The organism is Aquaspirillum sp. LM1 (assembly GCF_002002905.1).
In the GTDB taxonomy this organism is placed as follows: Bacteria; Pseudomonadota; Gammaproteobacteria; order Burkholderiales; family Aquaspirillaceae; genus Rivihabitans.
In genome coordinates this window covers 1,186,588-1,200,249 of record NZ_CP019509.1, presented here as the reverse complement: position 1 = coordinate 1,200,249, position 13,662 = coordinate 1,186,588, and the positions used below count along the sequence as shown (strand labels likewise).

At 57.6% G+C, this 13,662-nt stretch carries 14 protein-coding genes; all 14 read right to left on the bottom strand.

Going from position 1 to position 13,662, the window contains the following annotated elements; genetic code table 11:
- Positions 1-19 precede the first annotated feature (19 nt).
- Complete coding sequence (locus tag BXU06_RS05225; protein WP_077297483.1) at positions 20-748, bottom strand: DsbC family protein; 729 nt, start codon at positions 746-748, stop codon at positions 20-22.
- Positions 749-887: 139 nt separating this feature from the next.
- The gene (locus BXU06_RS05220; RefSeq protein ID WP_077297481.1) at positions 888-1,265 is read right to left on the bottom strand and encodes a hypothetical protein; all 378 of its coding nucleotides are present in this window, start codon (positions 1,263-1,265) and stop codon (positions 888-890) included.
- On the bottom strand, positions 1,262-1,576 hold the full coding sequence (locus BXU06_RS05215) for a thiosulfate sulfurtransferase GlpE (protein ID WP_077297479.1): 315 nt from the start codon (positions 1,574-1,576) through the stop codon (positions 1,262-1,264). Before BXU06_RS05215 ends, BXU06_RS05220 begins: the two co-directional genes overlap by 4 nt.
- A gap of 47 nt (positions 1,577-1,623) precedes the next feature.
- On the bottom strand, positions 1,624-2,172 hold the full coding sequence (locus BXU06_RS05210; RefSeq protein ID WP_077297477.1) for a flavodoxin: 549 nt from the start codon (positions 2,170-2,172) through the stop codon (positions 1,624-1,626).
- Between the two features lie 311 nt (positions 2,173-2,483).
- Complete coding sequence (gene asd / locus BXU06_RS05205) at positions 2,484-3,596, bottom strand: aspartate-semialdehyde dehydrogenase (RefSeq protein ID WP_150125266.1); 1,113 nt, start codon at positions 3,594-3,596, stop codon at positions 2,484-2,486.
- Positions 3,597-3,798: 202 nt separating this feature from the next.
- Entirely contained in the window at positions 3,799-4,866 is a 1,068-nt protein-coding gene (leuB, locus tag BXU06_RS05200; RefSeq protein ID WP_077297474.1) for a 3-isopropylmalate dehydrogenase, read from the bottom strand.
- Between the two features lie 444 nt (positions 4,867-5,310).
- Positions 5,311-5,949 (bottom strand): 3-isopropylmalate dehydratase small subunit, encoded by a 639-nt coding sequence (leuD, locus tag BXU06_RS05195; protein ID WP_077297472.1) that lies wholly within the window; start codon positions 5,947-5,949, stop codon positions 5,311-5,313.
- 13 nt (positions 5,950-5,962) lie between these two features.
- Positions 5,963-7,369 carry a 3-isopropylmalate dehydratase large subunit gene (gene leuC / locus BXU06_RS05190; protein WP_077297470.1) on the bottom strand — a complete coding sequence of 469 codons (1,407 nt, stop codon included), beginning with the start codon at positions 7,367-7,369 and terminating at the stop codon, positions 5,963-5,965.
- A gap of 217 nt (positions 7,370-7,586) precedes the next feature.
- Positions 7,587-8,480 (bottom strand): LysR family transcriptional regulator, encoded by an 894-nt coding sequence (locus tag BXU06_RS05185; RefSeq protein ID WP_077297468.1) that lies wholly within the window; start codon positions 8,478-8,480, stop codon positions 7,587-7,589.
- 152 nt (positions 8,481-8,632) lie between these two features.
- Positions 8,633-9,250 carry a hypothetical protein gene (locus BXU06_RS05180; RefSeq protein WP_077297466.1) on the bottom strand — a complete coding sequence of 206 codons (618 nt, stop codon included), beginning with the start codon at positions 9,248-9,250 and terminating at the stop codon, positions 8,633-8,635.
- The gene (locus BXU06_RS05175; RefSeq protein ID WP_077297464.1) at positions 9,247-10,296 is read right to left on the bottom strand and encodes an ATP/GTP-binding protein; all 1,050 of its coding nucleotides are present in this window, start codon (positions 10,294-10,296) and stop codon (positions 9,247-9,249) included. The genes BXU06_RS05180 and BXU06_RS05175 overlap by 4 nt, the downstream gene beginning before the upstream one ends.
- 82 nt (positions 10,297-10,378) lie before the next feature.
- Positions 10,379-10,708, bottom strand: a complete 330-nt coding sequence (locus tag BXU06_RS18050) for a transposase (RefSeq protein WP_077297462.1) — start codon at positions 10,706-10,708, stop codon at positions 10,379-10,381.
- A gap of 132 nt (positions 10,709-10,840) precedes the next feature.
- The gene (locus tag BXU06_RS05165) at positions 10,841-11,806 is read right to left on the bottom strand and encodes a DUF4435 domain-containing protein (RefSeq protein ID WP_077297460.1); all 966 of its coding nucleotides are present in this window, start codon (positions 11,804-11,806) and stop codon (positions 10,841-10,843) included.
- Positions 11,807-11,818: 12 nt separating this feature from the next.
- Positions 11,819-13,189, bottom strand: coding sequence for an AAA family ATPase (locus BXU06_RS05160; protein WP_077297458.1), 1,371 nt, complete (start codon positions 13,187-13,189; stop codon positions 11,819-11,821).
- Positions 13,190-13,662: the final 473 nt, after the last annotated feature.

The following is a 13,662-nucleotide window of genomic DNA, read 5'->3' as shown; positions in this document are numbered from 1 at the left end:
CGGTTGTTCCAGCATGGCCTTAACGCACCGACAGCAGTTTTTCGATATCCGCCTTGCCAATTGCGCCCGACACCAGTTGGCCGCTGGGGAACACCAGCGCCGGGGTGCCGCTGATGCCCAGTTTTTGCCCCAGCTCCTGCAGCTTGGCCAGCGGTGTGTCACAGTTGGCGGCACCTTGCTGCGGGGCCACGCCGTTGCGCATCAGCTGCACCCAGGCTTCGGTACGGTTGCTGGCGCACCAGATTTGCGCCGACTTGCGTGGCGCGTCCGGGTGCAGCTCGGCCAGCGGGAACAGGAAGGTATGAATGGTCACGTCGTCCAGTTGCGCCAGCGTGGTTTCCAGTTTTTTGCAGAACGGGCAATCCGGGTCGGAAAACACCACCAGCTTGCGGCTGCCCTGGCCGCGCACTTCCTTGATGGCCAGATCCAGCGGCAGGCTGTTCCAGTCCACGCGCGACAGCTGGTTCATGCGCTTTTCGGTCAGACTTTCTTTTTTCTTCACGTCAATCAGCTCGCCCACCAGCAGGTGTTCGGCACGGGCGTCGGTGTAAACAATCTGCCGGCCCTGCATCACCACTTCAAACACGCCTTTCATTGAGGTCGGGGCCACGCTCACCACCTGGCGGTCGGGAAACTGCCGGCTAAAGGCTTTTTTCACCGCGTCGGCATCATCAGCCGCCTGGGCAGAGCAGGCAATCAGCGACAGGCTGCTCAGCGCAAGCCAGAGAGGGCGGATAGGGAAAGTCATCAAGGCTCTTTCAGCAAAAGTTAACCCGCCGCCAGAGAGCGGCAGCGGAAGACAAAACCGGCCAGCGCCGTGGCCGGTGATCCGGCTGGGCGGCAGCGTGTACGGGGCATTGTCTTATGCAGCCGGTCGATCTGCAATGTTATGTTTCGTCTTCTGCTCCGGCGGGGGCCGCCAGGCCGGCAAACAGGCCCTGGTTGCGGATCATGGCCTTGAATGCCTTCATCACCGGGCGGGAAATCGCGGTTTCTGCCAGCACCCGGTGTTCGTAAAGCGTCTGGCGCAGGGCATCGTTGGCGTGGGTGCGTGCCTGGGCAATCAGCGCATGTTCGCTGGCACCAAAGCGCTGGCCGGGCAGGCCCTGCGCGGCGTCGTACAGCGCGGCAATCAGCGGTTTTTCGGCTTCGCGCATTTTGCATTTGCCGTCGAGAATTTTCAGCATCACCGCCGTCACACAGTCCACCTCGCTGGGGGTGAGCGGATGGGCGGCCAGCCAGGCGCGAACGTCGGCGGGGGTCATGCGCTGGCGGTGCTGGCTTCCACCAGCGCCGGGTAGCCGCCATCCACGCTGAATACCTGGGTAAAGCGGAAATCAATCAACATTTGCGCGTAGCTCTGGCTGGCGTTGCCGTGGTAGCAGTAAATCAGCACCGGGGCGTCTTTGGCCAGACGCTTGGTCCAGCCCAGCAAGCGGTCCTGGCTCAGGTTGGCCGCGCCCGCCAGATGGCCAGCCTGATAGGCGGCGCTGTCGCGCACATCAAATACGGTGACGCTGTGGTGCTGGCTGAGCAGCTCAAGGGCGGTGCGGGCAGAAATGCACTGGTAGCTCATGGGGGTGTCCTGTGTGGTGCGACGGGCAGCGTGCGCGGCAGAGTGGTTCAGCCCAGTTTTTCCTGCAAGAGCGGGGTGACCTGCGCCAGCCAGGCATCCAGGCGTTCGTCGGTGAACATGCTCTGGGTGCGCTGATCAATGATCAGGCCCAGAAAACGCCCGTCCACTTCCGCTGCCGAATACTGGTAGGTGTAGCCGGTGGTGGGCCAGTCGCCGACAATCTCGGCCCCCCAACGGCGAAACTTTTCCACCAGCGGCAGCAGCGAGCTGGCAAAGCGGTCGGCATAACGCTCCTGCGCACCCAGCCCAAAAAAAGCAATGCGTTTGCCGCTGAAATCCGGCTGGGCTGGCCCCTGGGCAAAAAACTCCTCCCAGTTAGGCTCAAAACAGCCCAGGCTCTTGCCGGGAATCTCGCCCTCGCCATAGCTGGGCGTGCCCAGAATCAGCGCGTTGTAGCGCAGCAGGTCGTCCATGTGGCAGCGGTTGACGTTCACCGGCTTGTCGCACAGCGCATCGCCAAGCTTTTTTTGCATTTTTTTCGCCACCAGACGGGTGGTGCCGGTTTCCGAGCCAAAAAACAGTCCAATTTTATCCATGACGCGCTGATCTCCCCTGATGGCGTGTGGTTTTTGGCCATGACATGCAGGGATGATGCCAGCGGATAATGTTTACATAAGTAACTGATTCATATTGTCTTGACTGAAATGCCACAGCAACAGACTGAGATGGGGGGTGTCGGTAAGGTGACAAATGCCGGGAAATTCCGCTCAGGCCAGCGGGTGACAGAGCCACCGTCATGCACAGACCCGCAAAACAGGCCACACGCACAGCGGCCACCGAATGTCCCATCCGGTGGCCGCTGTGTGACGTTCAGTTGCCGGCAGTGCCTGGCCAGCTTAGCGTCGTATTACTTGTCCAGCACAATGCGCAGCATGCGGCGCAGCGGTTCGGCGGCGCCCCACAGCAGCTGGTCGCCGCAGGTGAAGGCGCTGATGTATTCGCCGCCCATGCCCAGCTTGCGGATACGGCCCACCGGTACGGTCAGCGTGCCAGTGATGGCGGCCGGGGTGAGGTCTTTCATCGACGCTTCGCGTTGGTTGGGCACCACTTTCACCCAGTCGTTGGCCTTGGCCAGCAGGGCTTCAATTTCGGCCACCGGCAGGTCTTGCTTGAGCTTGATGGTCAGTGCCTGGCTGTGGCAGCGCATGGCACCGATGCGCACGCACAGGCCGTCGATGACGATCGGGCTGGCGCTGCGGCCCAGGATCTTGTTGGTTTCCACGCCGCCTTTCCATTCTTCCTTGGATTGGCCATTGCCCAGGTCTTTGTCGATCCACGGAATCAGGCTGCCGGCCAGCGGCACGCCAAAGAACTCGGTCGGGTTGGCGTCGGAGCGGATGAAGTCAGATACCTTGCGGTCGATGTCGAGGATGGCGCTGTTCTTGTCGGCCAGCTCGGCGGCCACGGCGGCGTTGACTGCGCCCATGCCCTTGAGCAGTTCGCGCATATTGTTGGCACCGGCACCCGATGCGGCCTGGTAGGTCATCGAGGTGGCCCAGTCCACCAGGTCATTCTGGAACAGACCGCCCAGCGCCATCAGCATCAGGCTGACGGTACAGTTGCCGCCGACAAAGGTTTTGCCGCCCTTGGCCAGCGAATCCTTGATCACGTTCATGTTGACCGGGTCGAGGATGATGACGGCTTCGTCTTCCATACGCAGGGTGCTGGCGGCGTCAATCCAGTAGCCGTTCCAGCCGGCGGCGCGCAGCGGGCCGTACACTTCGGTGGTGTAGTCGCCGCCCTGGCAGGTGATGATCACGTCACATGCCTTGAGCTCGTCCAGGTTCTTGGCGTCTTTCAGCGCCGGGGCGGTCTTGCCGCCCAGGCTCGGCGCTGCGCCGCCAGGGTTGGAGGTGGTGAAGTACACCGGGTCGATGTGGGCAAAGTCGTTTTCTTCAACCATGCGCTGCATCAGCACCGAGCCAACCATGCCGCGCCAGCCAACCAAACCTACTTTCAACATGATGTTTTCCTTACTTTTTTGAGTTGTGAAGTCTGTTTCGCCGCCCAGCGGGCGGCGAGTGGGGGGTGTTGCCTTGGGACACGCTGAAAAAATCGTCATTCCCGCGAAGGCGGGAATCCAGGATGTTGATTTTGCTGGATTTTGCTTTTGGCAAAACCGATTTTTCTGAATAAATCAGCGTGTCTTTGTGCTGATGCAATCAGGCGGTGAGCGCCTTGATCACCGCATCGCCCATTTCCACGGTGCCCACGCGGGTGGCACCGTCTTCGTAAATGTCGGCAGTGCGCAGGCCCTGCGCCAGCACCGACTTCACCGCCGCTTCGATACGGTCGGCAGTGGCGTCCTGGTTAAAGGTGTAGCGCAGCATCATCGCCACCGACAGGATGGTGGCCAGCGGATTAGCCAGGCCCTTGCCGGCGATGTCCGGGGCGGAACCATGAATCGGTTCGTACAGGCCCTTGCCATTGGCGTCCAGCGAGGCGGACGGCAGCATGCCGATCGAGCCGGTGAGCATCGAGGCTTCGTCAGACAGGATGTCGCCAAAGATGTTGCCAGTGACCATCACATCGAATTGTTTCGGGTTTTTTACCAGTTGCATGGCAGCGTTGTCCACCAGCATGTGCGACAGCTCAACGTCCGGGTACTCGGCGGCCACTTCGGTGACCACGTCGCGCCACAGCTGGGTGGATTCCAGCACGTTCATCTTGTCTACCGAACACAGCTTTTTGCTGCGCTTTTGCGCGGTCTTGAACGCCACGTGAGCGATGCGGCGGATTTCGCTTTCGCTGTAAATCATGGTGTTGAAGCCGACTTTTTCGCCATTGCGCACTTCAATGCCGCGCGGCTCGCCAAAGTAGATATCGCCCACCAGTTCGCGGATGATCATGATGTCCAGACCGGCCACGACTTCCGGCTTCAGCGACGAGGCGTTGGCCAGCTCGGGATAGAGAATCGCCGGGCGCAGGTTGGCGAACACATTCATCTCTTTGCGGATTTTCAGCAGACCGCGCTCCGGGCGCTGTTCACGCGGCAGCACATCGTACTTGGGGCCACCCACCGCGCCCAGCAGCACGGCATCGGCGTCCAGTGCCAGCTTCAGCGTGGCATCCGGCAGCGGCACACCGGTGGCATCCACTGCGCAACCGCCAATCAGGCCGGTTTCGGTTTCAATCGGCAGACCTTCCGCCTTGAGCACGTCGAGCACGCGCAGCGCTTGGGCAATAATTTCCGGACCAATGCCGTCACCCGGCAGAACAGCAATTTTCACTTGAGTTTTCCTTGTCAAACAATGTTCTGAATTCAGTGCGCCGATGGCGCAGTATGCCACGATTGGCCAGCATGCCAACCACGGCGAATGTGTTCAGCACGCCAACAGTAGCGGATGTGGTACCGCTAGCATGTGCTGTGCCGTCACACCACGGTTGACACGCCAACAGTGACGGACGAATCACCCTCCTGGATCCCCGCCTTCGCGGGGATGACGGGGTGAGGTGCAACGGGCAGGAGCTTGTAAGCGTTGTCGGTCAACCACGCCTTGCCCCCACCTATTACAGCCTCACCGCCCACCATCGTCATTCCCGCGCAGGCGGGAATCCAGGCGACGCTACGACGAGCCGGCCAACGCCTCTCGCACTACCGCCTCACTGCCCACCCCCGTCATTCCCGCGCAGGCGGGAATCCAGGCGCTACCACAGCGAGCAGTCACTTCAATTTACACATACAGCCACGGCAGGTTCTGCTTGCGGCTGTCTTCAAACGTACGGATTTTATCGGCGTGCGCCAGGGTCAGGCCGATTTCGTCCAGGCCGTTGAGCATGCAGTGTTTGCGATGCGCAGTAATCTCAAAGGCAAACGACTGCCCCGACGGGGTGATGACCGTCTGGGCGGCCAGGTCCACGGTCAGGCGGTAGCCTTCGCTGGCCAGGCATTCATTGAACAGCTGATCCACCACCTCGGCGGGCTGCACAATCGGCAGCAGGCCGTTCTTGTAGCAGTTGCTAAAGAAAATATCGGCAAACGACGGGGCGATGACCACGCGGAAGCCTTGGTCTTCCAGCGCCCACGGCGCATGTTCGCGCGAGCTGCCGCAGCCAAAGTTTTCGCGTGCCAGCAGCACTTGCGCGCCCTCATAGCGCGGGAAGTTCAGCACAAAGTCCGGGTTCACCGGGCGCACGCTGTTGTCCATGCCCGGTTCGCCGTGGTCCAGGTAGCGCCATTCGTCAAACAGGTTGGGGCCAAAGCCGGAACGCTTGATCGACTTGAGGAACTGCTTGGGGATGATCGCGTCGGTGTCCACATTGGCGCGGTCCAGCGGGCAGACCAGACCATGGAGTGTCGTAAAGGCTTTCATGTGCGATTCTCGGTTAGAAGCTGCGAACGTCAACAAAGTGGCCCGCCAGCGCGGCGGCGGCGGCCATGGCCGGGCTAACCAGGTGGGTACGCCCGCCCTGGCCCTGACGGCCTTCAAAGTTGCGGTTGGAGGTGGACGCGCACCGCTCGCCCGGCTCCAGCCGGTCGGCGTTCATCGCCAGGCACATGGAACAGCCCGGTTCGCGCCATTCAAAGCCGGCTTCGACAAACAGGCGGTCCAGCCCTTCGGCCTCGGCTTCGGCCTTCACCAGGCCCGAGCCCGGCACCACCAGCACGCGCTTGACGTTGGCGGCTTTTTGGCGGCCACGGATCACGCTGGCGGCAGCGCGCAGGTCTTCGATGCGCGAGTTGGTGCACGAGCCAATAAACACCACATCCACCGGGATTTCATTCACCGGGGTGTTGGCGGTCAGGCCCATATAGGCCAGCGCGCGCTCGATGCCGGATTTTTTCACCGGATCGGCTTCTTGCGCCGGATCGGGCACGCGGTCGGCCACGGTCACCACCATTTCCGGCGAGGTGCCCCAGGTGACTTGCGGCAGGATGTCTTCGGCCTTGAGCTCGACCACGGCGTCAAACTGCGCGCCTTCGTCGGAGTGCAGGGTGTTCCAGTAAGCCACGGCCTGATCCCACATCGCGCCGGTGGGGGCCAGCGGGCGACCCTTGACGTAGTCGATGGTGGCCTGATCCACCGCCACCATGCCGGCGCGGGCACCGGCTTCGATGGCCATATTGCACAGGGTCATGCGGCCTTCGATGGTCAGGCCGCGAATGGCGCTGCCGGCAAATTCGATGGCGTAGCCGGTGCCACCGGCAGTGCCGATCTTGCCGATGATGGCCAGCGCCACATCCTTGGCCGACACGCCCGCGCCCAGCTCGCCTTCCACCGCGATCCGCATGGATTTGGATTTTTTTGCCACCAGGGTTTGCGTGGCCAGCACATGCTCGACTTCCGAGGTGCCAATGCCGTGCGCCAGACAGCCCAGCGCGCCATGGGTGGAGGTGTGGCTGTCGCCGCACACCACGGTCATGCCCGGCAGGGTGGCGCCTTGTTCCGGGCCCATGACGTGAATCACGCCCTGGCCACGGTCCTTGAACGGGAAGTAAGCGCGCGCGCCCACTTCGCGGATATTGGCGTCCAGGGTTTCCACCTGCTGGCGGGAAATCGGGTCTTGAATGCCCTGGTCCCAGTGGTCGGTGGGGGTGTTGTGGTCGGCAGTGGCCACAATCGAGCTCACCCGCCACGGCGCACGCCCGGCCAGCTTCAGCCCTTCAAAGGCTTGCGGGCTGGTCACTTCGTGAATCAGATGGCGGTCAATATAGAGCAGCACGGTGCCGTCGGCTTCTTCGTGCACCACATGGCTTTGCCAGAGTTTGTCGTAAAGCGTTTGTGCGGTCATGGTCTCGGTTCGCTTGTGCAGGGACAATCCAGCCCCGATTATGCCGCCGCCCCGACCTGAACGGAACTGAAATTAAACGACGCAGCCATCGCAGATAGCGATGGCTGAAACACGCTAGACCGCTGGCATCATCCCATCAGGAGCCACGCCGCAGCCACGTCAGACCCCCGTGTTTTGGCTGGCCTCCCACCGGCCTGGCACGCCGGCTTAACGGCACTTATTCGTCCCCGCGCGCCAAAAACCCGACAAAGCGCTGCTGCAACGGCGACAGGCTGACAAAATCCCGCGCGCACAGCTTGAGCTCACGCTCGGCCCAGCGGTCGCTGAATTCCACAATCGTCACCGGCTGGCCGGCACCGCGATAGCGCAGCGCCGCCGCTTCGGGCAGCACGCCCAAACCCGCGCCAGCGGCCACCAGCCGGTATAAGGCTTCAAAACTGGGCACGCGTAAGCGCACCTGTAGCTTGCCACCATGCAGCAAGGCCGCCCGCTCGATAAACTGCTGCATGCCGCTGTCCGGACGCAAGGCCACAAACGGGTGATCCAGCGCGGTGGCAAACGATACCTGGTGCAAGGCCGCCAGCGGGTGATCGGCATGCGCCACCAACACCAGCTTGTCGCGGCTGAAAGGCAACAGCGCCAGCCGCTCAGCCCCGGTATTGCCGTCGATAATGCCCAGATCGTGCTCACCATCGCGGATAGCCTGAATGGTGGCCGCGCTTTGCCGCTCGTCGATTTCCACATCTACATCAGGGTGCTGCGCCAGAAAACGCCCCAGCACATCCGGCAGAAACTCCGCCGTGGTCACCGTGGTGGCTGCCAGACGCAACACCTGACGCCCCTGCTGCGCCGGGTGAGTCAGCTCGCGCTGCATGCGGTCGGCAGCGCGCAGCAGCACCCGTGCGTGCTCAACACAGCGCGCACCATCCGCCGTCAGCCGCACGCCATCGCGCTCACGCTCGAACAGCGCCACGCCAAACAGGGTTTCCAGCTTGCGCATGCGCTGACTGGCCGCCGACAGGGCAATCGGCAAACGCGCCGCGCCGGCAGTGAGATTGCCGGCCTCGGCCACATGCACCAGCAGGCGCAGGTCTACAAAGTCGAAGCGCATGGGGGTCCTGGGGGTGGGGGTGAAATTAGGGAAACGCTGACAAAACTGGCATGCCCGCGCAGACGGGAATCCAGGGGGTTGATTTTGCTGGGTTTTGCTTTTGGCGAACACGGTTTTTCTGAATCAATTAGCGCCTCCCTTAAGGTCCAGATTCACGATGCCATTCTCTCCACCGTCCAAGGCTGCTGTGGTGCAGCTACGGTTTCATTCACCACATAACAAAATACGCCAAAAGCGTGCAAACGCTGATCCAGCTTGCTTTTGAGTCGCCCCGCCATTCGCTTGAATTCCCGGCTTTCTCCACCCAACAGCAAGGCAATAGACCACGGGCAGCCAGGCGTGGGTGCCGTGGCAAAGGCCGCCACCTCCTGGGCTCGCGCATCCTGACTGGCCTGGCGCGCCGCAGCGGCCAGGCCAGCTACGGTGCCGACCAGTTTTTCCAGCAACTCATCGCCAATAAAAAGCTTTTTGCGTTTGGCGCAAACCAGCTGATCCAGCTGATTATCTTTTAGCCAAGTATTGGCCGTCTGGACTTGAACCGGGTCTGCCGCTGTCAGCCGGGGTAAATTCTCTGTTTCATAGCCCAGACAATCTTTCAGCTCGATCCACCAATGCTGCCCATCAGGCCCCAGAGCCACCACATCCATGCCCTTGATGCGGCTGCCCAGGGCATTGCCATCACGATACCAAGCTTGTTCGTCCCACTTCACCGCCTGCCAGCCTTCAGCAAAATGCAGCGCCAGCTTGCCCTCCCGAATCACCGTGCTCATGCGCCCCCCTGCAACTCGCGGTCATACTGGGCCAGCTCTTCATCCAGGGCCACGATATGGTTTAAGCCGGGCAACACCTCGGCCTGTTCGCAGCTCACCCCGGCGGCCCCCTCCTGCCAATACAAGCCGATGAACGTTTGCGGCACGGGCTGGCGTCGCGACAGCAGCTCCAGCTCCTTGAGCAAGAAAAAACTATGGCTGGCAATAAACACCTGCACCCCCGCCAGCACCAGCCCATGAATCACCTGCGCCACCTGACGAATCAGGCGCGGGTTCAAATTCGCCTCGGGTTCATCCCAAAACAGATAGCCCTGGGCCTGGATCACCCCATTGGCAATCAGCCGCGCCAGCATGGCCAGCTTGCGATGGCCTTCTGCCACCAGCGGCATTTCCATATTGCCGCCGCCGGGAACGCGCAAATAAAACCGGCCATTTTTTTCCAGCACCACCTTGCCGCCCAGCGCTTGCTCAATCGGTTCGATCAGCTTGGCGGTTTGCAATGTGCGTGGGCCTTTTTGCAACAGGCCGCCCAAATGAATACAGGTATCGCGCCAGGTTTCTTCAAACTCCAGATAATGCCCCTCGTAGATCGCGACAAAATTGGGATAAATCGTCAGCAACTCACGGGTGGGCAAATATAAGGGGCTTTGCGCCTCCCATGCGCTGGGAAGGGTATCCACCTGCACATCGGTTTTCGAATTGGTGGCAAAGCTGATGCCGACATCCAGCACCTGATGATCAAAGCACACCGCCACCTCGCAGCGCTCGCGGCCTTGCCGGCGGCTGACCAAGCGGCCCAGCGATTCTGGACGAAACACCCCCAGCAATTTTTCACCATAGGCTTTTTGCAAATACGCCTTGGTGGGTGGCTGAGCGTGTGCGGATTTTCCCGCGCTGGCGCTGGTGGCAATCAAGGCATACAGCAGCTTGAGCAAATGCGATTTGCCGCTGCTGTTTTCGCCCACCACCACATTCAGGCCAGGCGAACAGCTCAGGTTGAGTTCACGGAAGACCGTAAACTGCTTGATTTCCAATCTACTTAACATAAATTATCCGCAGGATTTTAATCTGGTTTCGGCTGAGCATACCGCTCAGCAAGCGGCTTGGCTGCGAATTTGCCTTGCTGGCTTAGTTCACAGATCCGTTGGTGCAGTGCCTCAGACACGGGCGGTCATCCGGCAGGTGCAACAGCACCCGCAAGTTGAGCACCATATCTTCAAAGCAGCCCGCAGCCAGCCAACACTGCATGTGTTGGTAAACCAGTGGCCATGGCGGCAGATCATTGGGCAGCATGCGCCATGGACAACCACGGCGTACCACGTAGCGCACAGCGTTGAACACCTCGCGCAGTGAGTGTTTGCGCTGCCCTGCGTCCAAGGGAAACAGGGTCAAGTACGGTGCGACGAACGCCCATTCTCGTCGCTGACATCGGATTGGGTAAGGTTTGCGGTTCTCCATGGGGCTTGGATTTTACCGCTATGGGATAGTTCAGAACATGCTCTAGCCATCTTAATACTATTTGTAGAAATTCTATAGTCTTTTTCTCGGTGTGGATGCCGGAGGATTTTACGTTGAATTATTACTCAGCATTCAGCATGCCTTACCATTATGTTCTATTGCATATTTTCCATAGTTCAGGTCAAGGAAATCATTAAGCGACCTCGGGCATCTAACCCGTGGAGATATAATTATCATAGCATTTTTCATGCCCAGACTAACCCGTACTTTCGGTGGAGATGTGAATCGTGCAACGACGGATGATATCGACCGGTGAATCTCCAGAGCCATTTCTACCATAAACCATAAAAGATACTTTCCTCGGATGAATTTTTTCGTACCCTGCTTCTCTTGGAAACGCGCTTCAGCCTCAGCTATGGCGGCCTTGGTGGCGACAGAGAGACCTACACAGCTCGCTACATTCTGCAATCTTGAAAGAGTAGTTTCAAAGCCATTTCTAATTTGAATGGCACCGTCTCGAAATGTAAATAAGTTTTTTATATCAATGTCATTCAAACATGGCCGTTTTCCCTCGCTACGCCAAATAAGGATCTGGGCCATAATGGGAGTCATTACTTCGCAGAATAAAGCCAGACCAGCTGCGAATCGATTTTCTATTAAATCAAACTCATGAGGCTTTAGGCCAGAAATACTCAGGACTTCCTCCAGTATGCGCTTGAACACCCCGAAATTGGCCGCATCGTTTTCTATCGAGTAGTTGTCGGTAACGTAAAGGTTCTCGGCAGTCAGAGGAGTATCTTCTATGAAACATGACAAATCTCGATCAACAAAAAAACAAATCTGTTTTGGAGAAAACCGCGTCCAATCGAATGCCTCAATAGCCTTGAGCACTTTGTCTTTGCAGCCTGCTGGAATCAACTCAACCTCCCAACCATCTGGGAGATTTTTCTCGATTAATCCTCTATAAAACATTGGGTCTTCCTTTCCTTCGACAATGCCGTAGACAACCTTAGCATTGACTTTATAACGGAGAAGAAACTCATGATGTGCAGCGCTAATACAATTTAGTGCTTTAGCATGAATATCAAGCATCGACATTTTATTATTTTCCTATAAATTCACAAATTCGCCGAGTGAGTGCGCGTATTTATTTAGACTATTATCATAAATAAATGGCGAGTGAGTGACTGCTACCAAACCCTTCGTGAAGCATCCTTCGTGGATGTCAATGAGAAAGCGTCGTTGCCATGGAACGGATAGGGATAACTCTGGCTCATCAATCAGAACAAAGAAATTTTGCTGGCCAGACAAGTAGAGGTGACTAAACAGCGAGACGATTTGCTTTTCACCAGAAGAAAGATCGCTCAACGTGATTGATCGTTCAGACTGGGGGTTTTCAGCGGGCACAATTGAGAAACTGAAGGTCTGGCTATCATAAACAAACGTCTTGTCAACTATGTATTCAGAGCAGAGAGCACAAAATGCGGACATCTGGCGCTCTTTTTCCTGGAGCGACTGTTGGAACCTAAGAAGTTTGAGGAAGTAGTGGTAGATGATTCGTTCATGCTCTGTTGGGTTATCTGCCGAGCGCGCCGAGTTGATAACGCCAAATAGATGATCTTTGTGGTTCTTGTTAAGAATGCTCTCGTGGATTCTGTCGAGTACTTCACGGACGGTTTGCTCAGATACGTCAGCGATCTCATTCATTCCAACGTTCTGATATTCTCGATTAACAACATCACCCAAATACCTTAAGGTCAGGTTATTGAGATTCTCGCGCGCAAACTCCTTTAACCGTTCTAAGGTTCGATCGACTGCGTTCTGGACGTCCTTCATACCAAATTCGACGAATTCGATGTACGACTCGGTGGATTCCTGCTGACGAAGACGGGTTCGGTTGCGGCGAAAATCGTCAGGGTCAACATCTTCAAAAATACTGCTCAATTCCCGCTCAATGCGGCGGTAGGTTGGTAAATAGAGAACCTGGGCTTGAATCGCTTCTCGTATTTTTGTGATAGTTTCTTGAAGTTCCTTCTTGGGTCCTCTTGGCGTCTCCCCGAAGAACTCTAGCTGCCTGAGAAAGACATCGGGCGAGACGCCATATCGTCCACCCATGCGTTCGAGTTCAATTCCCGCCTTTTCCAATTCGCCCCGTTCTATGAGTTCCATCACGCGCCGTCTAAGCGGGAGAGGAATTTCGGCTAGAAAGCGACGATCAATGCCTTTGAATGCCTTGACAAGTTCTTCATGGGAGACCTTGTACTCGATACCTCCTATGGTGGCAACAATCGAATCAAAACGGAATTGAACGAGAGGAAGCCATCGGCCAGATAGGAAGTGAAAAAGGATGCGGAGAAACGTAGTCTTCCCCGATCCATTTTCGCCGACAAGGATAAGCGTGTTATCCCGAATCGTGACGTCGACAAACCTACAACCGTGTAGGCCAATGATCTGAAATCGTTCAAGTGTACTGTTGGTCATCGCAACCTCATGGAGTGTCTGAAAAGGTAGAGACAGGACAGGATGGTATGCTGCATAACGCTTGAGCTAAGATGCAGCTACTATGCTGCGTCGGCTTGAATGAACGTTAGTTAGGGGGCAGGCTGATTGACATTTAAACGCACCGCGTCTGAGATACGTTGCAGACAAGCTATGCCCAGCTGAACGGTCTACTACTCATGGATATAGCACCATTCTATCAAAGACGTTTGCGATAAGGGAAAGCTTAGCAATGATATCGCTTAACTTCTTAATACCCCTAGCTTCACAACCCAGATAACTTGACCTAAGCCCAGGAGCATTTCATACTCAAGCTCCGCCTCCTAAAAACGCAGCAATATTACGTCACTTGCATTTAATGCCATATCGTGTTGGACTGTAACCAACATCCAAAAAAAAATCAATACATAAGTAGCAAAATATTTCTCGGGCTACCTGAGAAATTTCATATCAGT